The 24908-nt window shown below is 73.4% G+C and carries 18 protein-coding genes and 2 pseudogenes; 9 read left to right on the top strand and 11 right to left on the bottom strand.

Translation table 11 applies throughout. The annotated features are described in order from the left end of the window. Positions 1–57: 57 nt before the first annotated feature. The 4 genes from ACIQBJ_RS08970 to ACIQBJ_RS08955 form a co-directional block, all read right to left on the bottom strand. Entirely contained in the window at positions 58–1947 is a 1890-nt protein-coding gene (locus ACIQBJ_RS08970; RefSeq protein WP_400706010.1) for a BTAD domain-containing putative transcriptional regulator, read from the bottom strand. A gap of 45 nt (positions 1948–1992) precedes the next feature. Continuing rightward, positions 1993–2190, bottom strand: coding sequence for a hypothetical protein (locus ACIQBJ_RS08965; RefSeq protein WP_400706007.1), 198 nt, complete (start codon positions 2188–2190; stop codon positions 1993–1995). Between the two features lie 148 nt (positions 2191–2338). Then, complete coding sequence (locus ACIQBJ_RS08960; protein ID WP_400706004.1) at positions 2339–2572, bottom strand: hypothetical protein; 234 nt, start codon at positions 2570–2572, stop codon at positions 2339–2341. Between the two features lie 192 nt (positions 2573–2764). Continuing rightward, positions 2765–3997 carry an ROK family protein gene (locus ACIQBJ_RS08955; protein WP_400706001.1) on the bottom strand — a complete coding sequence of 411 codons (1233 nt, stop codon included), beginning with the start codon at positions 3995–3997 and terminating at the stop codon, positions 2765–2767. Between the two features lie 142 nt (positions 3998–4139). On the opposite strand from ACIQBJ_RS08955, the gene ACIQBJ_RS08950 reads away from it, so the two are divergent. Genes ACIQBJ_RS08950 through ACIQBJ_RS08930 form a run of 5 tightly spaced genes read left to right on the top strand, consistent with a single transcriptional unit; the run spans position 4140 to position 10205 of the window. Beyond that, entirely contained in the window at positions 4140–5453 is a 1314-nt protein-coding gene (locus tag ACIQBJ_RS08950) for an ABC transporter substrate-binding protein (protein ID WP_400705998.1), read from the top strand. 13 nt (positions 5454–5466) lie between these two features. Beyond that, positions 5467–6450 carry a carbohydrate ABC transporter permease gene (locus ACIQBJ_RS08945; protein WP_400708099.1) on the top strand — a complete coding sequence of 328 codons (984 nt, stop codon included), beginning with the start codon at positions 5467–5469 and terminating at the stop codon, positions 6448–6450. Beyond that, positions 6447–7289 carry a carbohydrate ABC transporter permease gene (locus ACIQBJ_RS08940; protein ID WP_400705995.1) on the top strand — a complete coding sequence of 281 codons (843 nt, stop codon included), beginning with the start codon at positions 6447–6449 and terminating at the stop codon, positions 7287–7289. The genes ACIQBJ_RS08945 and ACIQBJ_RS08940 overlap by 4 nt, the downstream gene beginning before the upstream one ends. A 46-nt stretch (positions 7290–7335) precedes the next feature. Beyond that, positions 7336–8679 (top strand): GH1 family beta-glucosidase, encoded by a 1344-nt coding sequence (locus ACIQBJ_RS08935; protein WP_400705992.1) that lies wholly within the window; start codon positions 7336–7338, stop codon positions 8677–8679. Between the two features lie 47 nt (positions 8680–8726). Next, the gene (locus tag ACIQBJ_RS08930) at positions 8727–10205 is read left to right on the top strand and encodes an ATP-binding protein (protein ID WP_400705989.1); all 1479 of its coding nucleotides are present in this window, start codon (positions 8727–8729) and stop codon (positions 10203–10205) included. Between the two features lie 73 nt (positions 10206–10278). On the opposite strand, the pseudogene ACIQBJ_RS08925 reads toward ACIQBJ_RS08930, so the two are convergent. Both ACIQBJ_RS08925 and ACIQBJ_RS08920 read right to left on the bottom strand, forming a co-directional pair. Then, a pseudogene (locus tag ACIQBJ_RS08925) lies at positions 10279–11238 on the bottom strand (chitinase); the annotation flags it as partial. A gap of 228 nt (positions 11239–11466) precedes the next feature. Further along, positions 11467–11988: pseudogene (locus tag ACIQBJ_RS08920) on the bottom strand (carbohydrate binding domain-containing protein); the annotation flags it as partial. Between the two features lie 291 nt (positions 11989–12279). Here ACIQBJ_RS08920 and ACIQBJ_RS08915 point away from each other — a divergent pair. After that, a complete protein-coding gene (locus tag ACIQBJ_RS08915; protein WP_400705986.1) occupies positions 12280–13158 on the top strand; it encodes a phosphotransferase family protein in 879 nt (292 codons plus the stop codon). 33 nt (positions 13159–13191) lie between these two features. Here the strand turns inward: ACIQBJ_RS08915 and ACIQBJ_RS08910 are convergent, their stop codons facing one another. Together ACIQBJ_RS08910 and ACIQBJ_RS08905 are read right to left on the bottom strand one after the other, a co-directional pair. Next, positions 13192–14478: an LCP family protein gene (locus tag ACIQBJ_RS08910; protein WP_400705983.1), complete on the bottom strand. Its 1287-nt coding sequence runs from the start codon at positions 14476–14478 to the stop codon at positions 13192–13194. A 116-nt stretch (positions 14479–14594) separates the two neighbouring features. Further along, on the bottom strand, positions 14595–15107 hold the full coding sequence (locus tag ACIQBJ_RS08905) for a SigE family RNA polymerase sigma factor (protein WP_400708097.1): 513 nt from the start codon (positions 15105–15107) through the stop codon (positions 14595–14597). A 211-nt stretch (positions 15108–15318) separates the two neighbouring features. Here ACIQBJ_RS08905 and ACIQBJ_RS08900 point away from each other — a divergent pair, with 211 nt between their 5' ends. Further along, the gene (locus ACIQBJ_RS08900) at positions 15319–17085 is read left to right on the top strand and encodes an ABC transporter ATP-binding protein (RefSeq protein WP_400705980.1); all 1767 of its coding nucleotides are present in this window, start codon (positions 15319–15321) and stop codon (positions 17083–17085) included. A 35-nt stretch (positions 17086–17120) separates the two neighbouring features. Next, positions 17121–17666, top strand: a complete 546-nt coding sequence (locus tag ACIQBJ_RS08895; RefSeq protein ID WP_400705977.1) for a GNAT family N-acetyltransferase — start codon at positions 17121–17123, stop codon at positions 17664–17666. A 121-nt stretch (positions 17667–17787) separates the two neighbouring features. On the opposite strand, the gene ACIQBJ_RS08890 is transcribed toward ACIQBJ_RS08895, so the two are convergent. Continuing rightward, positions 17788–18000 carry a hypothetical protein gene (locus ACIQBJ_RS08890; protein ID WP_400705974.1) on the bottom strand — a complete coding sequence of 71 codons (213 nt, stop codon included), beginning with the start codon at positions 17998–18000 and terminating at the stop codon, positions 17788–17790. A gap of 240 nt (positions 18001–18240) precedes the next feature. Here ACIQBJ_RS08890 and ACIQBJ_RS08885 point away from each other — a divergent pair, with 240 nt between their 5' ends. After that, positions 18241–20550, top strand: a complete 2310-nt coding sequence (locus tag ACIQBJ_RS08885) for a hypothetical protein (protein WP_400705971.1) — start codon at positions 18241–18243, stop codon at positions 20548–20550. A 1100-nt stretch (positions 20551–21650) separates the two neighbouring features. On the opposite strand, the gene ACIQBJ_RS08880 is transcribed toward ACIQBJ_RS08885, so the two are convergent. Beyond that, the gene (locus ACIQBJ_RS08880; protein WP_400705968.1) at positions 21651–24068 is read right to left on the bottom strand and encodes a glycoside hydrolase family 65 protein; all 2418 of its coding nucleotides are present in this window, start codon (positions 24066–24068) and stop codon (positions 21651–21653) included. 16 nt (positions 24069–24084) lie between these two features. After that, positions 24085–24831, bottom strand: a complete 747-nt coding sequence (locus tag ACIQBJ_RS08875) for an HAD family hydrolase (protein WP_400705965.1) — start codon at positions 24829–24831, stop codon at positions 24085–24087. Positions 24832–24908: the final 77 nt, after the last annotated feature.

The following is a 24908-nucleotide window of genomic DNA, read 5'->3' as shown; positions in this document are numbered from 1 at the left end:
GGATCGCGCTCCGCGGCCCCGACCCCGAACACCGGCGGCGCAGGTTACGCCGCCCGGCTAGAGCGCGGCTGGAACCCGCAGGTCCACCACCTCCGCCAGGACCGCGGGCGGGGCCGGCCGCTCCGGTTCGGCCGGGTCCGGCAGGGCCCGCGCGCAGTCCCGGACCAGGCTGTGGAAGGAGAACAGCTCGGAGCCCTCCTGCCGGACCAGGTTGTTCTCGAACAGCACGTCCAGGCAGCCCTCGGCCTCGTCCGGGCTGAGCCCCGTCACCGCCGCCGCCCGGTCCAGGTCGAAGGGGCCCGCGGGCTGACGGCTCATCAGCCGGCTGAACCGCCGCTGCGCCCGGTCCAGGTACTGGTACGAGCCGCGCAGCAGCGCCATCAGGTCGCGGTCCGCGGTGCGCAGGCAGCGGGCCCGCCGCTCCGGGTCGGCCAGCCGGGCCACCAGGTCGGCGACCCGCCAGGCCGGCCGGTCCCGCAGCTTGGTCGCGGCGATCCGCAGCGCCAGCGGCAGGAAGCCGCACAGCGCCGCCGCCTCGGTGGCCCGGTCCGGCTCCCGGGCCACCCGGCCCTCCCCGGCCACCCGGCCGAGCAGGTCGACCGCGTCGCCGGGCGGCAGCACGTCCAGCGGCAGCGCGACCGCCCCGTCCAGCGCGCCGAGCTTGCGCCGGGCGGTGACCAGCACCAGCGCCTCCCCGGCGCCCGGCAGCAGCGGGCGGACCTGGGCGCTGTCCAGCGCGTCGTCCAGCACCAGCAGGCAGCGCCGGCCCGCCAGCCGGGCCCGCCACAGCGCGCTGCGCTCCTCCAGGGTGGCGGGCAGCAGGTCGGGGGCGACGCCGTCGGCGCACAGCAGCACGGCCAGCGCCCGGAGCGGCGGCACCGGCGGCCGGGACTCGTCGTAGCCGTCCAGCGCGACGAAGAACTGGCCGTCCGGGAAGTCCGGGGTGAGCCGGTGGGCGAGCCGGACCGCGAGGGTGGTCTTGCCGACGCCGCCCATGCCGTCGACCGCCAGCATCAGCGGGGCACCCGGCGTCCGGCGGCCGACCGCGTCCAGCAGCAGGGCGGTCTCGGCGGCCCGGCCGGTGAAGTCCGGCAGGTCGTGCGGCAGGCAGTTGGGGCCGCCGCCGGGCGGGCGGGGCCCGGCGGGGAGCGGCTCCCGCGCACCCGCGGGCGGCCCGACCGGGGCGGGCCGGTCCACGGCGGCGTGCACGCCCGGCGCGTCGGCCAGGATCTCGGCCTGCAGCGCGCGCAGCGCCGGGCTCGGCTCCAGGCCCAGTTCGTCGGCGAGGAAGCGCCGGCCCTCCTCGTACACGGCCAGCGCGTCGGCCTGCCGGCCGCTGCGGCACAGGGCCGTCATCAGGCTGCGGCGCAGCGAGTCGCGCAGCGGGTACTCGGCCAGCAGCGCGGTCAGCTCGCCGACCGGGGAGGAGGTCTCGCCGACCTTCAGGCGCAGCGCCATCAGGTCCTCCAGCGCGGTCAGCCGCTGCTCGTTGAGCTTGACGGCGGCGCTGGTCACCGCCGGGCAGTGCAGGCCGGCGAAGGCCTCGCCGCGCCACAGGTCGACCGCGGACTGCAGCAGCCGGATCGCCTCGGCCAACCGCCCGTCCCGTTCGGCGGCCCGGGCCTCCCGGACCTTGCGGGTGAAGCGGTGCGCGTCCACGGCGTCCTCCGGCAGCACCAGCCGGTAGCCGACGTCGACCGTGACCAGCCGGTACTCGCCGGTGGTCAGCACCCGGCGCAGGTCCCGGATCGCGTTGTGCACCTGGGGGCGGGCCGAGGGCGGCGGGTCCTCCCAGAGTTCGTCGACCAGGAAGTCCATCGGGACGGCCCGGTTGGCGTTCAGCAGCAGCAGGGCGAGCAGCCGCTGCTGCCGCATGCCCCGGACGTCCACCAGGGCGCCGTCGTGGCGGGCCTCCAGGGCCCCCAGGACCAGGAACTCCATCGTCATCACCCCCGTGATCGCGAATGCTCGGGTTGCCGCGGGCCGGTGGGCTCAGCCGCCCCAGGTCACGTCGCCGCCCAGCTGGACGACCGGGGCCGGGGTCGAGGACGGGCCGGCGGTGACGGTGGCGGTCGGCGCGGGGCCGTCGGCGACGTTCCCGGCGAATTCCGCCGGGGCGGCGAAAAGGGCGAGTGCGGCGAAAGCGGCGGCGGAGAGGGAGAGCAGCTTGGAGACGCGGGTGACCGACACGGAATTCTCCTGGGAAAGTAGGGGAGCGGTCCGCCGGGAATTCCCCCGGGGCTCCTGGCCGGCGTGTCCTCGCCCGCCGACACCTCCACTCTGGGCCACCCGGCCCCCCGGGGGGAACCACCGTCGGCTGGACGGAACATGCACTGGCCTAAGCCGTCCACCAGGGTCCGGGCACCAGGGCCGCCCCCACCGACAGCACGGTGAAGCCCGCCAGTTCGGGGGAGCGGGCCACGGCGCGGTCCAGCAGGACCGCGGCGCTGTCCTCCGCCGCGGCGAGCGTGGGCAGCAGGCTGAAGACGCCGACGGTGACCTCGCCGGGGTCGGGCCGGTGGACGCTCACGTGCTCCAGGGCGTCCGCGCGGTCCGCGTGGGAGCGGACCAATTCCGCCAGGTCGGGAGGAGCGCCTCGACCGACCGGCGCGCGCAATCTCGCGTGAACCAGATACATACTCCCATTCTCGACCCGACCACTAGGTACCCGAACGGAGAAAGGGTGGTCGGTTTGTGCCGTGGCACAAACCGTCCTCGGTGCGGCCCGGAGGCCCGGCGGTCGGTGGCCCGGCGGCCCGGCGGGTCAGCCGACGGCCGCCGCCAGGTGCTCGGGCAGTTCGCCGCCGGACTCCAGGAAGTGGGTGAGCGGCAGGGTCGCGGCGCCCAGCGTGACCGCGTCGGGCCCCAGGTGGGAGAGCGTGATGCTGGTGCGCGAGCGCGGGTAGGAGAGCGCGTAGCGGGTGGCGGCGTCCTCGACGGCGGGCAGCAGGCGCGGGCCGAGCAGCAGGCCGGCCCAGCCGCCGATCACGATCCGCTCCGGGTTGAACAGGTTGACCAGGTCGGCGATGGACGCGCCGAGCAGCTCGGCGGTCTCGTCCAGCAGCGCGACGGCGCCCGGCTCGCCGGCCTCGGCGGCCCGCAGCAGCGCGGCCAGCCCGGCCTTCTCGCTGGTGCCGGGGACGGTGCCGTCCCAGCGCTCGACCAGCGCCTCGGCGCCGATGTACGCCTCCAGGCAGCCGCGCGAGCCGCAGCGGCAGCGCCGGCCGCCGACGTGCACCTTGGTGTGGCCCCACTCGCCGGCCGAGCTGGTCGCGCCGCGGAACCGGGCGCCGTCGGCGATCACGCAGGCGCCGACGCCGGAGCCGAACAGGGCGACCACGGCGTGCCGGCTGCCGCGCCCGGCGCCGAACCACATCTCGGCCTGGCCGAGGGTCTTGGCGCCGTTGTCGACGTACAGCGGCAGCGGGGTGTGCTCGCGCAGCATCCGGCCGAACGGGACGGCGTCCCAGCCGAAGGTCTGGCCGTGCACGACGACGCCCGCGCCGGGGTCGGCGCCGGTGCCCTGCTCGACGATGCCGGGGACTCCTATCCCGATGCCGAGCACGCTCCCGGCCGGGACGCCGGCCGCGTCGAGCACCTGGTCGAAGCCGGAGGCGATCATCCGGACCACCCGCTCGGGGTCGTGCGCGGTCTCCAGCGGCTGGTCGGCGGAGGCGAGTTCGGTGAGCGCCAGGTCGAACAGGGTGACCCGGACCTGGGTCTCGCCGATGTCGATGCCGACCAGGTGCGCCTGGCCGGGGGTGACCCGGAGCAGGATGCGCGGGCGGCCGCCGTCGGAGTCGACCGAGCCGCACTCCTCGATCAGCCCGTCGGCGAGCAACTCGCCCGTCACGTTGCTGACCGAGCCGGCGCTCAGGCCGGTGGCGGTACCGAGTTCCTGGCGGCTCAGCGGACCGTGGAAGTACAGGTGTCGCAGGAGCGTGGAGCGGCTGCTCCGGCGCAGGTCGCGAACGGTCTGCTTGCCTCGCGGTGTCATGGTCTCCCCTTCTCCGTTGCAGAATCTACGCCGTCGAAGCTCTTGACGTCTACTTTTCTCAGACGTTAAATCTCGGCGTGAAGTAAGCATCAGGCGTTGCTGCTTCACCCCCACGAGACGACAGCCCGAGAGGGGCTCCTCCATGCGCACCCACCGGATTCCCGCCGCCCTCGCCCTGACCGCCGCGATCGCGCTGACCACCACCGCCTGCGGTGGCGGCGACAGCACCGGCGGCAGCTCGAACTCCAGCCCGAAGACCTTGACCTACTGGGCGTCCAACCAGGGCAGCAGCCTGGAGAACGACAAGCAGGTCCTGGAGCCCGAGCTGAAGAAGTTCGAGGCGCAGACCGGTATCAAGGTCAACCTGGAGGTCATCCCCTGGTCCGACCTGCTGAACAGAATCCTGGCAGCCACCGCCTCCGGACAGGGCCCCGACGTGCTGAACATCGGCAACACCTGGTCCGCCTCGCTCCAGGCCACCGGCGCGCTGCTCCCGTTCGACCAGGCCGCCTTCGACAAGATCGGCGGCAAGGACCGCTTCCTGGCCTCGACCATCGCCTCGGCCGGCGCCAAGGGCAAGGACCCGGCGGCCGTCCCGCTGTACTCGATGGCCTACGGCCTCTACTACAACAAGAAGCTCTTCCAGCAGGCCGGCATCGCCAACCCGCCCACCACCTGGGACGAACTGGTCGCCGACGGCAAGAAGCTCACCACCGGCGGCAGCTACGGCCTCGCCATCGAGGGCGGCAACGGCTCGGAGAACGTCCACCACGCCTTCACCCTCGGCATGCAGCACGGCACCGGCTTCTACGACGCCGCGGGCAAGCCCGCCTTCGACAGCCCGGAGGCCGTCGCCGCCGTCAAGCAGTACGTCGACTTCATCGCCAACGACAAGATCGCCGCGCCCGGCAACGCCGAGTACGCCGCCAACCAGTCGGTGACCGACTTCGCCACCGGCAAGGCCGCCATGCTGATGTGGCAGTCCGCCGGCGCCAACCTCAAGTCGCACGGCATGAACCCGGACGACTACGGCGTCGTCCCCGTCCCGACCGCCGCCGGCGCCACCGGCGACAAGGCCACCACCTCGATGGTGGCCGGCATCAACCTCGCGGTCTTCAAGAACACCAAGAACCTCGACGGCGCCCTGAACTTCGTGAAGTTCATGACCAGCGACGAGGAGCAGAAGACCCTCAACGGCACCTACGGCTCGCTGCCGCCGGTCAAGGCCGCCCAGTCCGACCCGAAGTTCGCCACCCCCGAACTGCAGACCCTCGCGGGCGTCCTGCAGAAGAGCGCCGCGCCGCTCCCGCAGGTCCCCAGCGAGAGCCAGTTCGAGACCCTGATCGGCACCGCCGTGAAGAACCTGCTGGCGTCCGCCGCCGCGGGCAAGCCGATCACCGACGCCACGGTCAAGGACGAACTGTCCAAGGCCCAGCAGCAGATGCCGGCGAGCTGACGTGCCCGAGAAAGTGATCGACCGCCGCACCGCCGGTCAGGAGGCCGCCCCGCAGGGGGCGGCCCCCGCCCCCCGGCGACGCCGCCACCACAAGCCCGGCCGCGGCGCGCTCCCGTACCTGCTGCTGCTCCCGGCGCTGCTCGCCGAACTGCTGATCCACCTGGTCCCGATGGTCACCGGCATCGTGATGGCCTTCAAGCAGCTCACCCAGTTCTTCATCCGCGACTGGTCGGCCGCCCCCTGGTCCGGCTTCGACAACTTCTCGGTCGCGCTGGAGTTCAACGCCCCGATCGGCAAGGCGCTGCTCAACTCCTTCTGGGTGACCTGCCTGTTCACCGTCGGCTCGGTCGGCCTGTCCTGGCTGATCGGCGTCGCCGCCTCGATCTTCACCCAGGACGCCTTCCGCGGCCGCGGCCTGCTGCGGGCCGCCTTCATGCTGCCGTACGCGCTGCCGGTGTTCGCCGCGGTGATCACCTGGAGCTTCATGTTCCAGCGCGACACCGGCCTGATCAACCACCTGCTGCACGACCAGCTGCACCTCACCGACGACAAGCCGTTCTGGCTGATCGGCGACAACAGCTTCTGGGCGCTGCTGATCGTCTCGGTCTGGAAGTCCTGGCCGTTCGCCTTCCTCACCCTCACCGCGGGCCTGCAGAACATCCCGCGCGAGCTCTACGAGGCCGCCGCCCTGGACGGGGCCGGCGTCTGGCAGCAGATCCGCCGGATCACCCTGCCCTCGCTGCGCCCGGTCAACCTGGTGCTGGTGCTGGTGCTCTTCCTGTGGACCTTCAACGACTTCAACACGCCGTTCGTGCTGTTCGGCAAGTCCGCCCCGCAGGCCGCCGACCTGATCTCGATCCACATCTACCAGTCCTCGTTCATCACCTGGAACTTCGGCCAGGGCTCGGCGATGTCGGTCCTGCTGCTGCTGTTCCTGCTGCTGGTGACCGCGGTCTACCTGGTCGCCACCAACCGCCGCCGGGGGGAAGCAGAATGATCAACCCGCCCGCCTCCTTCCGCTGGCTGCGCCGGATCGTGCTGCTGGTGCTGGCCGTCTTCACGCTCACCCCGGTCGCGGTGATGCTGAGCTCCTCGCTCAAGCCGCTGCAGGACGTCCAGGGCCCGTGGCGGTGGATTCCCAGCCACCTGACCTTCCGGCCCTACCTCGACATCTGGAAGACCGTCCCGCTGGCGAAGTACTTCGTCAACTCGCTGATCGTCGCGGGCAGCGCCACCGGCCTGTCGGTGCTGATCGCGCTGCTGGCCGGGTACGCGGTGAGCCGCTACCGGTTCCGCGGCAAGAAGGTCTTCACCATCACGGTGCTGTCCACCCAGATGTTCCCCGGCATCCTGTTCCTGCTGCCGCTGTTCCTGATCTTCGTCAACATCGGCAACTCCACCGGCATCGCGCTCTACGGCAGCCGCGGCGGACTGATCCTCACCTACCTGACCTTCTCGCTGCCGTTCTCGATCTGGATGCTGGCCGGGTACCTGGACTCCATCCCGCGCGACCTCGACGAGGCCGCCGCCGTCGACGGCTGCGGGCCGATCCGCACCCTGGTGCAGATCATCGTCCCCGCCGCGCTGCCCGGCATCATCGCGGTCGCCGTGTACGCCTTCATGACCGCCTGGGGCGAGGTGCTGTTCGCCTCCGTCATGACCAACGACCAGACCCGCACGCTGGCCGTCGGGCTCCAGGGGTACGCCACCCAGACCGACGTGTACTGGAACCAGGTGATGGCCGCCTCGCTGGTCGTCAGCCTCCCCGTGGTCGCCGGATTCCTGCTGCTGCAGCGCTACCTGGTGGCCGGTCTGACCGCCGGCGCGGTCAAGTGACGCCCCGTCAGGCCGGACACCCCTCCACCCTCGAAAGGACCACCCCGTGAACCACCTCGACGCGCTGCCGGCCAACTTCCGCTGGGGCGCCGCCACCGCCGCCTACCAGATCGAGGGCGCCGCGAGCACCGACGGCCGGGCCCCGTCGATCTGGGACACCTTCTCGCACACCCCCGGCAAGGTCGACAACGGCGACACCGGCGACACCGCCTGCGACCACTACCACCGCTGGCCCCAGGACCTCGACCTGGCCGCCTCGCTCGGCCTGGACGCCTACCGCTTCTCGATCGCCTGGCCCCGGGTCGTCCCGCAGGCCGACGGCAAGGTCAACGCGGCCGGCCTCGACTTCTACGACCGCCTGGTCGACGGCATGCTGGAGCGCGGCCTCACCCCCTTCCCCACCCTCTACCACTGGGACCTCCCGCAGGCCCAGCAGGACCGCGGCGGCTGGCCCGAGCGCGCCACCGCCGAGCGCTTCGCCGAGTACACCGCCGTGGTCGCCGAGCGGCTCGGCGACCGGGTCCGCGACTGGTGCACCCTCAACGAGCCGCTCTGCTCCTCCTGGATCGGCCACCTGGAGGGCAAGATGGCCCCCGGCGTCACCGACCTCACCGCCGCCGTCCGCACCTCCTACCACCTGCACCTCGGCCACGGCCTCGCCGTGCAGGCGCTGCGCGCCGCCGTCCCCGGCGCCCGGATCGGCATCGTCAACAACCTCTCCACCATCGAGCCCGCCTCGCAGTCCGACGCCGACCTCGCGGCCGCCGTCCGCGCCGACGGCCACATCAACCGCTGGTGGCTCGACCCGGTCCTCGGCCGCGGCTACCCGCAGGACATGCTCGACCTGTACGGCGTCGAACTCCCGGTCCGCGACGGCGACCTGGAACTCATCGCGGCCCCGCTCGACTGGGTCGGCCTGAACTACTACTTCCGCCAGATCGTCGCCGACGACCCCACCGGCCCCGTCCCCGGCTTCCGCCAGGTCCCCGGCCCCAACCCCGAGCGCACCGCCATGGACTGGGAGGTGCACGCCCCCGGCATCGAGGAACTGCTGCTCCGCCTCACCGAGGACTACGGCGTCCGCGAGATCTACGTGACCGAGAACGGCTCCGCCTACCGCGACACCGTCACCGCCGACGGCCGCGTCGACGACCCCGAACGCACCGCCTACCTCGAGTCCCACCTCGCCGCCTGCGCCCGCGCCGTCGCCAAGGGCGCCCCCCTGGCCGGCTACTTCGCCTGGTCCCTCCTCGACAACTTCGAATGGGCCTACGGCTACGACAAGCGCTTCGGCCTCGTCCACGTCGACTACCCCACCCAGACCCGCACCGTGAAGTCCAGCGGCCACCGCTACGCCGACCTCATCGCGGCCCACCGCGCCCGCGCCTGACCGGTCGCGCCTCCGGACTCCGGACCGGGTAGATTGCGTCTACGTAGATGTCATCTACCGGATCGGAGTCCGGCGTGGTCCCCTCGTTCGTCGGCCGGAGGACGGAACTGGCCCTCCTGGGCAAGCGCCTCGACCGGGTCGCGGCCTCCGGGGCCGGCGCGGCGGTGGCGATCAGGGGCCGCCGACAGGTCGGGAAGTCCCGGCTGGTCCAGGAGTTCTGCGACCGGGCGGCCGTGCCCTACCTGTTCTCCACCGCCACCAAGGGCGCCTCCCCGGTGGAGGCCGTCGCCGGCTTCCTGTCCGACCTGCGGGAGTCCCCGCTCCCGCGCGACGCCGACCTGGTGCCCGCCGCCGCCGCCGGGAGCTGGCCGGACGCGTTCCGGATACTGGCGGCGGCCCTTCCGGACCGGCCGTCGATCGTGGTGCTCGACGAGGTGCCCTGGCTCGCCGAGCAGGACGGCCTCTTCGACGGGGCTCTGCAGACCGCCTGGGACCGGCTCCTGGCGAAACGCCCGGTCCTGCTGCTCCTGCTCGGCAGCGACCTGCACATGATGGAGCGCCTCACCGCCTACGACCGCCCCTTCTACGGCCGGGCCGACAACCTGGTGCTGGGGCCGCTGAACCCCGCCGAGACCGGCGAGGCCCTCGGCCTGGCCCCGGCCGACGCGGTCGACGCGCACCTGGTCTCCGGCGGCCTGCCGGGCATCCTGCGGGCCTGGCCGCACGCCGTGCCCGCGCTGCCCTTCCTGGAACAGGAGTGCGCGGACCCGGCCTCCCCGGTCTTCTCGGTGCCCGAGTCCTCCCTGCTGGCCGAGTTCCCGGCCCCGGACCAGGCCCGCCGCGTCCTGGAGGCCGTCGGCGGCGGCGACCGGACGCACGCCAACATCGCCGCGACGGCCGGCAGCCGCGAGGGCGCGCTGGCCTCGGGCTCGCTGTCGCCGCTGCTGCGCCGCCTGGCCGAGGAGAAGCGCGTCCTCGCCGTGGACGAGCCGCTCTCCACCCGCCCCGGCAGACCCGCCCTCCACCGGATCGCCGACAGCAACCTGCGCCTCTACCTGGCGGTGCTGCGCAGTGCGCAGGACCAGGCCCGCCGGGGCCGCCCGGAGGCGGCCTTCCGGGTGGTGGAGCGCCGTTGGACGGCCTGGCGCGGCCGGGCCGTCGAGCCGCTGGTCCGGGAGTCCCTCGAACTCGCCGCCGTGGACGGGGCGTTGCCCTGGGAACAGGTCGAGGCGGTCGGAGGCTGGTGGAACCGGCAGTTCGACCCGGAGGTCGACCTGGTCGGGGCCGACCGTGCCCCGGTCGCGCGGCGGATCGCGTTCGTCGGCTCCACCAAGTGGCTGCACTCGCCCTTCGACGGACACGACCTCGCGGCGCTGCTCCGGGCGGCCCCCCAGGTGCCCGGGTTCGCGCCGGACGGTGGCACCGGCCTGGTGGTGGCCTCGCTGTCCGGGATCGCTCCCGGCACGGACCCGCGGGCGATCGACCTGGTGTGGGGCCCCGAGCAGGTGATCGGCGCCTGGCAGTGAGACGGGCCGGGCCCCGGGAGCGTGCGTTCGCTCCCGGGGCCCGGCCCGTGTGCTTCCTGGTGGTGGCGGGGCGTCAGCGGCCCTGGAGGGACTTGGCGTTGTCGCCGAAGGACCAGCCCTTGGAGCCGTCCCAGTTGATGGACCAGGTCATCAGGCCCTTCAGCTGGCCGCTGTAGGAGCCGTAGGCCTGGGAGACCAGGCTGGGGGCCATGTAGCCGCCGCCCGCGCCGGGCTGGGCGGGGAGGCCGGGGACCTGCTTGTCGTAGGGGACCTTGATGGTGGTGCCCTGGATGGTCAGGCCGTTGTTGAGGCAGGTGGTCTGGGCGGTGAAGCCCTGGACGGTGCCGGCCGAGTAGGAGTCGCCGGAGCAGCCGTACATCGAGCCGTTGTAGTACTGCATGTTCAGCCACCAGAGGCGGCCGTTGTCGACGTACTTCTTGATGATCGGCAGGTAGGCGCCCCAGATCGAGCCGTAGGTGACGCTGCCGCCGGTGACGTACGCGGTCTCCGGGGCCATGGTCAGGCCGAAGCCGGCCGGCATCTGGGCGAGCACGCCGTCGATGATCCGGATCAGGTTGGACTGCGAGGCGGAGAGGGTGCCGATGCTGCCGCTGCCGGACAGGCCGGTCTCGATGTCGATGTCGATGCCGTCGAAGTTGTACTTCTTCAGGATCGGGACGACGGTGGCGACGAACTTGTCGGCGACCGTGCTGGAGCTCAGGTCGATGCCCGCGGCGGCGCCGCCGATCGACATCAGCAGGGTCGCGCCGGCGGCCTTGGCCTGGCACATCTCGGCCGGGGTGGAGACCTTGACGCCCGCGTCCATGCCGTCCTGCCAGAGCACGGTGCCGTCGGAGAGGATCACCGGGAAGGCCGCGTTGATCACGTTGTAGCCGTGCTGGGCGATCCGGCTGTCGGTGATCGGCACCCAGCCCATGCCCGGGTGCACGCCGTTGGAGGCGCCGTCCCAGTTCTCCCAGTAGCCCTGCAGCACCTTGCCGGCCGGCCGCGGCTTGGTGGCGCAGGTGGCGTCACCGGAGGTCGGGCTGGAGGAGGGGCTCGCCGAGGTGGACGGGCTGGTGGAGGTCGAGGGGCTCGCCGAGGTCGACGGGCTGGCGGACGTCGACGGGCTGGCCGAGGTGGAGGGGCTGGCGGACGTCGACGGGCTGGTGGAGGCGGTCGGCGAGGGGCTGCTGCCGCCGGGGCCGGAGAGCACCACGTCGTCGGCGTAGAAGGCGGGTTGGCCGTACCAGCCGTGCAGGAAGACGGTGACCGAGGTGGTGGTCGCGCCGGTGCTGAAGCTGGTGCTGAGCTGGCCGTACGAGGCGTTGTTCGGCGTCCAGGTGGAGGCGTTCACGCCGGTGCCGGTGGCGCCCAGGTAGGCGTAGCTGCCCTGGACGTAGGCGCTCAGCGTGTACTGGGAGTTGGGCTGGACGCTGATGGTCTGCTGGCACTGGCCGGTGTCCTGGCCGGACGGGGTGGCCTTCAGGGCCGAACTGCCGCCGTGCACCGGGGTGCTGACGACGGCGCCGGAGCCGCCGGAGCAGGTCCAGCCGGTGAGCCCGTTCTCGAAGCCGGGGTTGGCGACCAGGTTGGCGACGTCCGCCGAGGCGGAGACCGAGCCCGCGACGGCGAGGCCGCCCGCGATGACGGCGGCGGCGCTGATCCCGGCGACCGAGCGGCGCAGGGCGGTGGAGGACCCGGCCGCGGCGTGGCCGCTCCGGTGCGACGGGACGGCGCGGACCACGGGCGGGCGCGCGGAGTGCGACCTTCGACGGAACATGCTGTGCTCCCTTTCCCGCCGAGCGTCATGGACATGACCGACGCGTGGGGGCGTGACGCCCGGCTCTGGGGTGAGGTGGGGACATGTGGGGGCTGTGCCCGACCGGATCGTAGGAGCGGTGGCAAAACCCCGTCAATAGGTCTGGACCAATCGCAAGGGGGGTGAATCCGGACGGCGAGGGTCGCCGGTCGAGTCCGCTGCGGGAAATGGCCGGTGGGACACTTTCGTTCGGGTACCCCCGCCGCCATGCTGGACCGGAGCCCCCGCCGTCGAGTGGAACGAGCCCGAGACGTGGACTGCCGCACCCCCGCCGCCCTGCTCGCCGAGGCCTGCGCCGCCGCCGGCTACTCCGCCGCCGGGGCCGAGCTGATCAGGGCGGGCGAGAACACCCTGTGGCGGCTGCCCGGCGCCGTGGTGGCCCGGATCGGCCGGGAGGGACAACTCGCGGCGGCGCACAAGGAGTTGGCGGTGGCCCGCTGGCTGCGCGGGCACCGCGTCCCGGCCGTCCGGCCGCTGGACCGCCCGGCCGCACCGGTCGAGGTCCGCGGTCGGCCCGCCACCTTCTGGCAGGAACTGCCCCCGCACCGGCCCGGCCGCCCGATCGAACTCGCCACCGCCCTGCGCACCCTGCACCGCCTGCCGCCGCCCGCGGGCGTGCTCGGCCCGCTCGACCCCTTCGTCCGGCTGCCGCTGCGGATCGACGGCGCCGGCCTGGACGAGCCGAACCGCCGCTGGCTGCACGGCCGGCTCGCCGAACTGCGCACCGCCTGGTCCGAACTCGCGCTCCCGGCGAGCAGGTTCACCGTCGTCCACGGCGACGCCTGGAGCGGCAACCTGGCGGTCACCGCCGACGCCGCCCACCTGCTGGACTTCGAACGCACCGCGCTCGGCCCGCCCGAGTGGGACCTCACCACCACCGCCGTCGGCCACCACAGCTTCGGCGCCCTCGCTGCCCGCGGCTACGCCGAGTTCTGCGCGGCCTACGGCGCCGACGTCACCGAACGCCCCGGCTACCCGGTGCTCGCCGCCGTCCGCGAACTCCGGCTCACCTGCTACGCCCTCCAGCAGGCCGCCGCCGAGCCCCGCCACCTGCCCCAGGCCCGCTACCGGCTGGCCTGCCTGCGCGGCGAGCACGGGCCCCGCCCCTGGGGCTGGACGGCCCTCGGCTGACGCATCGTCAGGCAGCTTCGTCGGCAGGGGAGTTCAGTCCACACACGGCACCCCGTCCGGGTCGGCGGCGGCGGCGGCCGAGGCAGCGGCGGCAGCAGCGGCAGCAGCGGCAGCGTCGGCCGAGGAGGCGGAGGAGGCGGAGGAGGGCGAAGCGGCCACCGACGGCGCGGCCGGCCCCGTCGCGCCCCCCGTCGCGTCCCCCGTCAGCAACTCCCGGACCGCGCCCGGTTCGGCCCGCAGCCGGGTGCCGTCCACCACCACCGGGAGCGTCGCCACCGTGCCCCGGCCGACCGCGAAGGCCGGCACCTGGCGGACGAAGTCCACCGGGCTCCAGCCCCGGTCCACCACCAGGTCGGCGCCGATCGCCCCGTACAGCGCGGAGAGCTTCCGGGCGTCGGTCAGCGCCCCGCCCGCGCGCAGCTCGGCCAGCACCCCGGACATGAAGGCCTGCGCCCGCCGGGTCCGCTCCACGTCCGCCCCGGTGCCCACGCCGTGCCGCTGCCGGACGAAGGCCAACGCCTGGGCGGGGCCCAGCCGTTGCGGTCCGGCGGGCAGGTGCGCCCCGCTGAAGCGGTCGTCCACCGGCCGGTTCAGGCAGACCGGCACCCCGCCGAGGGCTTCCGCGACCCGGTAGAAGCCCGCCATCGACACCTCCGCGAAGTGGTCCACCCGCAGGCCGCCGAACCGCTCCACCGCGCCCAGCAGCGCCTGCCGCCCGGCCTCCCGCCCGCGCACCCGCAGCTCCGGGCCGGACACCCCGGACCCGCGCAGCCGGTCCGTCGCGGCCCGCTCCGCGTCCGCGTACACCTGGCCGATCGCCACCTGCCCGCCGCCGTCGGCCGGGACCAGCACGTCGCGCGGCACCGAGAGCTGCCGGACCTCGCCGCCGTCCGCCGACACGTGCACCAGCAGCAGGGTGTCCGCCGTGTCCGGGTCCCCGTTCGACCGGCCCACCGGCAGCTTCTGGTCCGGCGCCGGCCGCCCCTGCGCGTCCACCGCCGAGTCCAGGCCGATCAGCAGCACCGTCACCCCGCGGTCCACCGGCGCCGGGGCGTCGGAGGCGTGCGCCGCCTCCAGCGCCGCCGAGGTGCCGCCCGGCAGGCCGTGCGGCACCGTCAGCACGCCCGCGCCCGCCAGCACCGCCGCGGTCAGCGCCCCCGCCAGCAGCACCGACCGCCGCCGCCGGGCCCGCCGCAGCCGCCGCCCCGTCGCCAGGCCGCCGTCCACCAGCCGGGCCGTCAGCTCCGGGTCCGGGCCGCTCCCGGCCTGCCCGAACGCCTTCCCCAACCGCACCTCGAACTCCCCGTCCCCGTCGTCCACTCCGGCACTCCGTCCGTCTCGCCGCGCCCCGCCGTCCACGCCACCACCCCGTCCGTCCTGCCCGTCCTGCCCGCTCCGGCCGTCCCGCCCGTTCCGCCAGCCCTGCCGTTCCCCGGTCACCGCGCCACCAGCTCCGCCAGGTCCGCGCCCAGCAGCCCGCGCAGCTTCGCCAGCGCCCGGGTGCACCTGGTCCGGACCGCCGACGAACTGTCCTTCACGATCGCCGCGGTCTCCTCGACGCTGCGGTCCTCCCAGTACCTGAGCACCACCACCGCCCGGTCCCGGGGCGGCAGTTGGGACAGCGCGTCGACCAGCGCGAGCCGCAGCGCCGAGTCCGGGCCGTCCTCGGCCACCTCCGGCAGCACCTGGCTCGGCCGCTCGCTGCTGCTGCGCCGCCGACGGTGCGTCAGGTACGCCCGCACCAGCACCGTCTGCGCGTACCCCGCGGGGTTGTCGATCCGCCCCGCCCAGCTCGGCCGGTGCAGCCGGTGCCAGTGCGCGTACATCTGGCCCAGGGTCTCCTGCACCAGGTCCTCGGCCAGGAACCCGTCCCCGCCGGTCAGGTAGTACGCCGAGCGGTAGAGCGGCCCGGACCGGGCCGCCGCGAACGCGACGAACTCCTCCTCCATGGCGGCCCGCCGTCGAGCTGCGACCACGTTCTCCCTCTCCCCTCGCCGTGCCCGCCCTATGACGACCCGGAGGGGCCAGGATGTTTCATCCCGGTCCGCGAGCACTTCGCGGGGGCCGTCCCGCTGTCCGGTAGCGGACAGCTCTACCGACCCCGCCCGCTGGAAGGATGGGACGGCACCGCCTGTTCGCGCCCCGCACTGGAGTTCCCCCATGGCCCTGCCCGACGGCTCGCTCAGCCACCGCTACCGGGGCGAGCACCCCGTCCGCACCCTGGTCTTCCTGTTCCGCCCCGACCGCCCCCGGGTCCTCGGCGCGGTCGCCGTCTTCTTCGCCAAGCACGCCCCCGTCTGGCTGCTGCCCCTGATCACCGCCAACATCGTCGACGTGGTGGTCAAGCACCGCGACATCTCGGTGCTCTGGTGGAACTCCGCCGTCCTGCTGGTCATCCTGCTGCTCAACCTGCCGCTGCACATGCTCTACGTGCACTGGATGCACGGCTCCATCCGCCGGACGGGCACCCGGCTGCGCTCCGCCCTGTGCCACCGCATGCAGCAGCTCTCCATCGGCTACCACTCCCGGGTCAGCGCGAGCGTCCTGCAGGCCAAGGTGATCCGCGACGTCGAGGGCATCGAGACCGCCGCCCAGCAGACCGCCGACAACGGCCTCGCCGCGATCGCCACCCTGCTCGGCGGACTCGTCGTCATCGCCGTGCAGACCCCGGCCTTCCTGCCGGTCTTCCTGGTCCTCGTCCCGGCCGGCGCGCTGCTGGTGGTCCGGCTCCGCGAGCGGCTCCGCACCCGGAACGAGTCCTTCCGCCGCGAGGTCGAGCAACTCTCCTCCCGGATCGGCGAGATGACCACCCTCATCCCGATCACCCGGGCGCACGGCCTGGAACGCACCGCGCTGCGCCGGGTCGACCGCACCCTCGGCCGGGTCCTCGACGAGGGCCTCCGGCTCGACCTGCTGAACGGCCGCTTCGGCTCGCTCGCCTGGATCCTGCTCAACGCCCTCGGCGTCGGCTGCCTGGCCGGCTCCGCGCTGGTCGCCTACTACGGCTGGCTGGACGTCACCCCCGGCGCCGTCGTCATGCTCAGCGCCTACTTCTCCTCGCTCACCGGCTCCGTCACCACCCTGCTCACCCTCGCCCCGCAGCTCGGCAAGGGCCTCGCCTCGGTCCGCTCGGCCGGCGAGGTGCTGCAGGCCCCCGACCTGGAGGAGAACGCCGGCAAGGCCGAGGTCGCCGCCGTCACCGGCCGGATCGACTTCCAGAGCGTCGGCCACACCTACCCCGGCGCCGCCGCCCCGTCCGTCACCGGCTTCGACCTCACGGTCCGCCCCGGCGAGACCGTCGCCCTCGTCGGCGGGTCCGGCGCCGGCAAGTCCACGGTGCTCAACCTGGTGATCGGCTTCCTGCGCCCCACCGAGGGCCGCATCCTGCTCGACGGCCGCGACATGGAGGAGCTCGACCTGCGCTCCTACCGGACCTTCCTCTCCGTCGTCCCGCAGGAGTCCATCCTGTTCGAGGGCAGCATCCGGGAGAACGTCACCTACGGCCTCAAGGACGTCCCCGAGGAGACCGTCCGCGCCGCGCTCCGCGACGCCAACGCGCTGGAGTTCATCGAACGCCTCCCCGACGGCCTCGACACCGTCGTCGGCGAACGCGGCGCCCGGCTCTCCGGCGGCCAGAAGCAGCGCCTCGCCATCGCCCGCGCGCTGATCCGCGACCCGCGCGTGCTGGTCCTGGACGAGGCCACCTCCGCGCTCGACTCCCGCTCCGAGGCCCTGGTCCAGGAGGCCCTGGCCCGCCTGGTCCGGGGCCGCACCGTCTTCGTCGTCGCCCACCGCCTCTCCACCGTCCGCGGCGCCGACCGGATCGTCGTGATGGAGCACGGACGCATCGCCGAGATCGGCTCGCACGCCGAACTCCTGCGCACCGGCGGCCCCTACGCCGGGCTCCAGGCCGCCCAGATCGCCTGACCCTCCCCACCCTCCGCCAGAACAGGACCCTCCGCATGACCGACCCGCTCACCGGCAGACTCGTCCGCCTCCGCGAACTGCGCGAGGCCGACCTGCCGCTGCTCACCGCCTGGTGGCGCGAGCCCGGACTCGCCATCCAGCAGGTCACCGGCCCCGTCCACCCGCAGCCCGACGCCCGGCTCGCCGACATGTTCCGGGCCTGGAGCCAGAACGGCGGCACCGACCTCGGCCTCTCCGTCGAAACCCTCGACGGCGCCGACCTGGCCGGCCACGTCACCCTCTACGGCGCCACCCCCAAGGACCGCTGCGCCACCCTCGCCATCATCATCGGCCCGCCCCACCAGGACCGCGGCCTCGGCACCGACGTGCTGCGCACCACCATCCGCTACGGCTTCCAGGAACTCGGCCTGCACCGCGTCGAACTGACCGTCAACGGCTACAACACCCGCGCCCTCGCCGCCTACCGCCGGGCCGGCTTCACCGAGGAGGGCCGCCGCCGCGAAGCCGTCTTCCGGGCCGGCTCCTGGCACGACCAGGTCCAGATGGGCGTCCTCAGCACCGAGTGGCACGAGGACAGCTGACCCGCTGAGGGCCGGGCCGGAGCGCAACGCTGTTCTCCGGCCCGTCGGGCGGGCCCGAGACGGCCCCAGACCCTGTGCTGGGGGCGACCGGCAGCGCCGTGCACCGCGCTGCTGGCTCCGCTCACACCGCGTGCAGCACCTCGGCTGCCCTGAACAGTAGGTAGACCGTGCCGGAGAAGCAGCCCGCGGCCCAGGCCACCGCCGCACTGCGGGAGAGCCGGTCGCGGCGGGCGAAGAGGTAGCCGAAGCCCGCCAGCGAGAGCCCCATCAGGAGGGCGACGCAGACGACGAAGAAGGGGAGCGGGACACCGCTACGGACAGAGTCGTGATTCATGGAGCCGAGCTTCCGGCACCACACGGATGTTGCGTCAGCGGAGACGCGTTGACACTCCGTCGGGCAACACCGATGCCATGGATCATCGCTGTGCCCACCGAGGTGGCAACAGGCCCGGGGAGGGGAACGCTGTTGACGATGTCCCGCAACACCCCTGATCCGCCCTCCGCTGCTCCCTGCATCCGGGAGAGTGGATTCTCATAAAACCGGCCGTGACCGGGAGTTGAAGAGGGTGGGGACTTGGCAGGGGAGAACGACTGCTCGACGGAGCTGACCGTGCGGGTGGGGGCCCAGGTTGCGGAGCGCCAGGACTTCGCCGTGCAGTTGCGCGCCCTGTTCGAACGCCTGGGAACCAGCTACCGCGAGTACGGGAAGAGCCGCTTCGTCTCGCCGTCCACGCTGTCCCGGTACCTGAGCGGCGAGCGGCTGCCGTCCCGGGCGTTCGTCGAGGAACTGCTCGACGACCTGCGGACAGCCGGTCACTCGGTGTCGCCCGCCGACCGGGACGCGGTCCTCGATTCCCGCGAGCTCGCCCTGCGCAACGGGAACCGGGTCCAGCAACTGCATGCCCAGTTGGAGAGCGCCCAGTCGGAACTCTCCGATGCAAAGGCCCGTGGGGAGTCGCTGGCCCGCGACCTGGTCGAGCGGGAGCGCGACCTCAACGGCCTCGAACTGCAGTTGCGCCGGCTGAACGAGGAACAGGAGATCGAGCGCAGGTCCAAGGCCACCGCGCTGGCGGATGTCCTGCTGGAGTACAGGCGGTTGGAAGAAGAACGGGACCGGCTGCGGGCGGAGGTGGACGAACTCCGGCGGGAGGTACTGTCCGAGCGGATGCGCGCGCTGCGGGCGGAGGAGCAGTGCAGCATGCTGGCCTGGGACCTCGCAGAGGTCGGCGAGAAGCTGGCCGATGGATCGTTCGGCTTCCTGTTCCAGGACCTGGAGCGGGCACCCGTGCCCGACCTGGTGGCGCTCGTTGCCGGGGCGGACGCGGAGTACTCGGGCATCGCCACCGAGGTGGTGCGCTCGGCCGGCCAGCTGCGGCCGGTCGACGATGTGGTCGCGCTCTTCGTGGCACTGCAGGACGCGGGCCGCCAGCAGCACGCCGAGCTCGCGCTCCCGGCGGCAGTCGTCGCCCGGTCGGCTGACGATGTCTCGGCCCTGGTCGAGGGTTTCCACCGAGAAGGGCTCGACTCCTACACGTCGATCGTGGTTCGGACTGTGGTGGAGGTCTCGCCGCCCACCGATCTCGTCCACCTCATCACTCGGCTGCACAGTCGGGGGTTCCACGGTCCGGCCGAGGTGCTGACAGCTGCGGTGGCCGTCGCCAGACCGACGGACGAGGTCGTCCCCATCCTGGCCGCGGTGGACCGCCAGGGGCTGGGGGCCCTGGTGGTAGCGGCGCTGCGGGTTGCGGCAGATGAGCGTCCGGTGGCCGACCTGGCGGAGCTCATCGGTGCGTTGGACCGCGCCGGACAGCACGACCTCTGCCGTGTCCTCCTCATCGCTGCCCGAGGGGCGAGGAACCCGGCCGACATGGCTGGCATTCTTACCCGACTGCTTGCGCCCGGCCGTGAACGGCTTGCCGAGGAGGCACTCACGGACCTGGCGAAGGCCGGGCCGCCCCCGACTGTGGTGGCTGCGATCACTGCCCTGCACGGCGCCGGGGCGCACGAGTGGGCGACCGATGCCCGTCAGCAGGCCGTACTGCATCGACCGGTCCCGGACGTCGCCGAGTTGATCTCCGGTTTTCTCACTGAGGGGGTGCTGTCGCACGCGGCGGAGGCCATGGCCGAGTTTCTCCTGGACCGGGAGATCGGTAGCCGGGCCGACCTTTTCCGCCGACCCGACGGGCTAGCGGAGCAGGTCAGCGCAGAAGTCCTCAGCCATGCGGCGGTCACTCTCTCCCGAAACAGGGTGTCATCCATGATCGCGGCGTTCGCTCAGGGCTGCTTGGAGGACCGGGCGGTCTTCCTGCTCACAGCGGCCGTGGCAGGTCGGCCCCCGGGTGACGTGGTGGAGATCCTGGTCGCCCCCCGGCACGGAGCGTTTGATTCCAAGGCCATCCAGGTCGCCCTCCGGGAGGCCGCCCGACTGCTCAATGTTCCTAACCTCGCAGCGCTGATCGTGACACTGGACGAGACGAACCTGGTCGCCTTCGGGAAGATGCTGTGGCGGTCGGCCGTCGACGGCAGCAACCTCCGGCCGTGGCTCCAGGAGGCACTGCAGGAGGAACTCTCCCGGCGGCCCGGCTCCGCCCGCCCGAGCAACTGGCTCCGTGAAGTCCTCCCGCCGCCCGAGGATCTCCCTCGTTCGGCCCCGCCGGGCGGCTCGCCATCAGGGCCTCTCGGCCGGTTCTGGCGCCGGCTGACCGAGCGGGTCGACCGGCCGGGGCGGCGCGAACTGCTCGATCGCATCGACCTGCTCCGCCGTTCCCAGGGGCGGATGGAGGTCGAGAACGCCCGGCTGCGGGCGCAGCTGGATGCAGAGCGGATTCGCCGGGAGGCGGCAGAAACCCGTGCAGCCGAGGCCCGGATGGGGATTCCGAGATGACTACTCCCGGAGCGCCGCCAGGCCGTTCGGGGTGCCGAGGCCCGTGGGGCCGTCGTAGCCCGGAGCGGCTGTGCAGAGGTAGGCGGGGGTGCAGGTGGCGGTCGCGTCGGTGGTGACGTCGTGCAGGGCAGCTGGGTGGCGGTAGGGGAAGGAGGCGGGACGGGGCCCGCCAGAGCGTACGTGGCGGCGATCAGCGGTGCGGCCGCCGAGGTCCCGCCGTAGAGGTACCAGCCGTCGCCACCGTAGGACTGGTAGACGGCGACGCCGGTCGCGGAGTCGGCGACCGTGGCGGGATCGGTGACGGTGCGCCGGCCGCAGCCGATCCCGCCGACCAGACGCTCTCGGTCCAGCCGCGCGCCGACCTCGGGTCGGGCCACAGTGTGGTGCCACCGACCGCGACCACGTGCGGGGAGGAGGCGGGGAAGTCGACGCCTTACCCGCCGTCGCCCGCGGCGGCGGTGATCACGGTTCCTGGGTGGTCGAGGTACCGGCCTTGGCGGCGCAGGGAGTTGGCGGCCTCGGGCGCGCCAGCTGATCGAAACGTACTGTGCGCCGAGCGCCACCGTCGTGTTGACGGCCGCCCCGAGGTCGGAGGCGGCGGCACTGTCGGCCTCGACCAGCAGCCTGGCCCGGGACGCGACCGCGGAGACCACGGCGAGGTCGAGGACGATCTCGCTGGCCCAGGTGATGTCGGTGCGGGGAGCCGGGGCCGCCGCGCTGGCCGGCCTTGCGCAGGCAGCCGTCGTCGGCGGTGCAGGCGGGCAACCCGTAGTAGTGGCGATAGACGCCGAGGTCGGCCTCGGCATTCGGATGGTCGTAGGCATCGACGGCCGCGCCAGCCCCGCCGTCGTCGGGCAGCCCGTACGCGGCGCGCAGCTCGGCGGGCCCGTAGCCCCGGTCGGCCTCGGCGGCGGCGACCGCCCGCAGCACCCGGCAGGCGGCGGTGCCGGGCCGCAGCGGCGAGTAGGGCGGTGCGCAAGGCGGGCCTCCGGGCGTCGGGGACGGAACCGCCCGCCGGAGCTCCCTGCGCCCGCCAGTTCGAACGGGTGCAGGGAGTGTTGGCGGCTGATCGGGCCGATAGGCGTCCTACCGGCCCGCGGTCACTCCGCCGGCAGGTGGTCGACGGTGCCGACGGCGGCGGTGTGGGCGGCGGTACCGCCCTGGCCGTGCCGCCGGGCGGGCGCGCGGCCGGGCGGCTGGGTCGGGCGCTCCTCGCCCGACTCGGCCTTCGCGGTGGGGCGGGAGACCGGCTTGCCGGCCTCGACCCGCAGCGGCTCGTCGTCGTGCAGCACGGGCAGCGCGCTGCCGCGCCGCAGCGTGTACGTGGTGGCGGCGTGGGTGATCTCGACCCGCAGCAGGTGGTCGCGGACCGTCATGGAGAAGCACAGGCGGCGCAGCCCGGCGGGCAGCCGGGGCCGGAAGGACAGCTGCCCGGTGTGGTCGCGCAGGCCGCCGAACCCGGCGACCAGCGCGATGCAGGCCCCGGCCAGCGAGGCCATGTGCAGGCCGTCCCGGGTGTTGCCGCCCAGGTCGTGCAGGTCCATCAGGGCGGCTTCGGCGGTGTAGTCGTAGGCCAGGTCGAGCTGCCCGACCTCGGCCGCGACCACGGCCTGGGTGCAGGCGGACAGCGAGGAGTCACGGACCGTCAGACGCTCGTAGTAGGCGAAGTTCCGGGCCTTCTGCCCGGCCGTGAACGCGTCGCCGCGGACCTGCATGGCCAGCACCAGGTCGGCCTGCTTGACCACCTGCTTCCGGTACAGGTCGAAGTACGGGTAGTGCAGCAGCAGCGGGTACTTCTCCGGCGGGGTGGCCTCGAAGTCCCACAGCTGGTGGTCGGTGAAGCCGTCGGCCTGCGGGTGGACGCCCAACTGCTCGTCGTACGGGACGAACATCTTGTCGGCGGCGTCCCGCCAGGCCGCGGCCTCCTCGGTGTCGACGCCCAACTGCCCGGCCTCGTGCAGGTGCTTGAGCGCGGTGTCCGCCGCGTTCCACAGGTTGGACTGCGCCATCAGGTTGGTGAAGACGTTGTTGTCGGCGACCGCCGAGTACTCGTCGGGGCCGGTGACGCCCTCGATCCGGAAGTTGCCCTTGGCGTCGTGGTGGCCGAGCGAGCGCCACATCCGGGCGGTCTCCACCAGCAGCTCCAGGCCGTGGGTCCGCTCGAACTCGGTGTCGCCGGTGGCCCGGACGTAGCGGACGGCGGCCGCCGCGATGTCCGCGCCGATGTGGAACGCCGCCGTCCCGGCCGGCCAGTACCCGGAGCACTCCTCGCCGCGGATCGTCCGCCACGGGAACACCGCTCCCGCCAGGCCGAGTTGGGCCGCCCGCTCGCGCGCCATCGGCAGCGTGGCGTGCCGCCAGCGCAGCGCCTGCTTGACCGCGTCCGGCAGGCAGTAGGTGAGCACCGGCAGCACGAAGGTCTCGGTGTCCCAGAACGAGTGGCCGTCGTAGCCGGGCCCGGTCAGGCCCTTGGCGGGGATCGCCCGCTCCTCGCTGCGGGCGCCCGCCTGCAGCACGTGGAACAGCGCGAAGCGGACCGCCTGCTGGAGCTCGACGTCGCCGTCGATCTCGATGTCGGAGTCGCGCCAGAACCGGCCCAGGAAGTCGTGCTGCTCGGCGACCAGCCCGTCCCAGCCGGTGTACCGGGCCGCGGTCAGCGCCGCCTCCACCTGGTCCCGGACGGCGGGCAGCGACCGGGTCGCCGACCAGCCGTACGCCAGGTACTTGACCAGGCGCAGCTTCTGGCCGGGGTGCAGCACCGTGGTCGCGGTGATCCGGGCCTGGTCGTCGGAGGACTCGGCGGTGGTGTCGATCCGCTCCGGCCCGTCGATCACGTGGTCGATGGCGGCGGCCACCCGCAGCCCGGAGAACCTGGTCCGGTGCACCAGCACGCCCTTGAGTCCGTCGGCGTGGTGCAGCTCGGCGGCCAGCGGCGCCTCCAGCACGGCCGCGGCCCGCGGGTCGCCGTCGCCCGCGCCGCCCGGCAGCTGCTCGTTGGCGACCAGCTCGGACTGCACCACGATCCGCACCGGGCCGTCCACCGCCTCCACCGTGTACTCGATCGCGCAGACCGCCCGCTGGGTCAGCGACACCAGCCGGGCGGAGGTCACCCGCACCGTCCGCCCGGCCGGGGACGTCCACTCGGCCTCCCGGCGCAGCACGCCGTCCCGGAAGTCCAGGCTGCGGCGGTGGCTGCGCAGCTCGCCGTAGCGCAGGTCGAAGGGCTCGTCGTCGACCAGCAGCCGGACCAGCTTGCCGTTGGTCACGTTGATGACGCTCTGCCCGGACTCCGGGAAGCCGTAGCCGCTCTCCGCGTACGGCAGCGGCCGCAGCTCGAACACGCCGTTCAGGTAGGTGCCGGGCAGGCCGTGCGGCTCGCCCTCGTCCAGGTTGCCGCGCAGCCCGATGTGGCCGTTGGACAGCGCGAACACCGACTCGGCCCGGGCCTGCCCGGGCAGGTCCAGGCCGTGCTCGGAGATCCCCCACGGATCGACGGTGAACGCCTCCGACGGACTCATGCCTGCGTACCCCCGTTCATCGCGACTCCTCCAGCAGCTCGGACAGGTCGTCCACCACCAGGCTCGCGCCGTGCTCGCGCAGCGCGTCCGCCTGCCCGGTGCGGTTCACGCCCACCACGGCGCCGAAGCCGCCGGCCCGGCCCGCCGCGACGCCCGCCAGCGCGTCCTCGAACACCGCGGCGTGCTCCGGGGCGACGCCCAGCTGCCGGGCCGCCGCGAGGAAGGTGTCCGGTGCGGGCTTGCCCGCCAGGTGGTCGCGGGCGGCGGTCAGCCCGTCCACCACGACCTCGAACAGGTCGTCGATGCCGGCCGCCCGCAGCACGTCCCGGCAGTTCGCGCTGGAGGACACCACGGCCCGCGGCAGGCCCAGCTCGCGCAGCCGGTGCAGGTACGCCACCGAGCCGGGGTACGGCTGCACGCCCTGCTCGCGGATCATCCGCAGCACCGTCCGGTTCTTGGCGTTGGAGAGCCCGTTCACCGTCCGGGCGTCCGGCGGGTCGTCCGGCGCCCCCTCCGGGAGCACGACGCCGCGCGAGGCGAGGAACGACCGGGTGCCGTCCAGCCGGGGCCGCCCGTCCACGTACCGGTCGTACTCGCCGACCGGGTCGAACGGCACGAACTCCCCGCCGGTGCGCTCCGCCTCGGCGCGCAGGAAGGTGTCGAACATGTCCTTCCACGCCGCGGCGTGCACCTTCGCGGTCTGCGTCAGCACCCCGTCGAGGTCGAACAGGTAGGCCGTGATGCCGTCCGGGAGTCCCCACATGCTGCCAGTCTCACCCGTGCGCCCCGCTCCATGCCGGTCATCCTCCCGGACCGGCGCGTCGCACCCCTGACGGACCG

This window comes from Kitasatospora sp. NPDC088391 (assembly GCF_044753345.1).
GTDB lineage: Bacteria > Actinomycetota > Actinomycetes > Streptomycetales > Streptomycetaceae > Kitasatospora.
The sequence above is the reverse complement of the archived record's forward strand: the minus strand, read 5'-3'. Positions and strand labels throughout refer to the sequence as shown.

Excerpts from the sequence above, each read along its gene's own strand:
- ACIQBJ_RS08900 (WP_400705980.1), top strand. The coding sequence starts at position 15,319 with ATGGCCCTGCCCGACGGCTCGCTCAGCCACCGCTACCGGGGCGAGCAC.
- ACIQBJ_RS08895 (WP_400705977.1), top strand. The coding sequence starts at position 17,121 with ATGACCGACCCGCTCACCGGCAGACTCGTCCGCCTCCGCGAACTGCGC.
- ACIQBJ_RS08890 (WP_400705974.1), bottom strand. The coding sequence starts at position 18,000 with ATGAATCACGACTCTGTCCGTAGCGGTGTCCCGCTCCCCTTCTTCGTC.
- ACIQBJ_RS08875 (WP_400705965.1), bottom strand. The coding sequence starts at position 24,831 with ATGTGGGGACTCCCGGACGGCATCACGGCCTACCTGTTCGACCTCGAC.
- ACIQBJ_RS08905 (WP_400708097.1), bottom strand. The coding sequence starts at position 15,107 with ATGGAGGAGGAGTTCGTCGCGTTCGCGGCGGCCCGGTCCGGGCCGCTC.
- ACIQBJ_RS08950 (WP_400705998.1), top strand. The coding sequence starts at position 4,140 with ATGCGCACCCACCGGATTCCCGCCGCCCTCGCCCTGACCGCCGCGATC.
- ACIQBJ_RS08955 (WP_400706001.1), bottom strand. The coding sequence starts at position 3,997 with ATGACACCGCGAGGCAAGCAGACCGTTCGCGACCTGCGCCGGAGCAGC.
- ACIQBJ_RS08930 (WP_400705989.1), top strand. The coding sequence starts at position 8,727 with ATGTCATCTACCGGATCGGAGTCCGGCGTGGTCCCCTCGTTCGTCGGC.
- ACIQBJ_RS08970 (WP_400706010.1), bottom strand. The coding sequence starts at position 1,947 with ATGACGATGGAGTTCCTGGTCCTGGGGGCCCTGGAGGCCCGCCACGAC.
- ACIQBJ_RS08940 (WP_400705995.1), top strand. The coding sequence starts at position 6,447 with ATGATCAACCCGCCCGCCTCCTTCCGCTGGCTGCGCCGGATCGTGCTG.
- ACIQBJ_RS08880 (WP_400705968.1), bottom strand. The coding sequence starts at position 24,068 with ATGAGTCCGTCGGAGGCGTTCACCGTCGATCCGTGGGGGATCTCCGAG.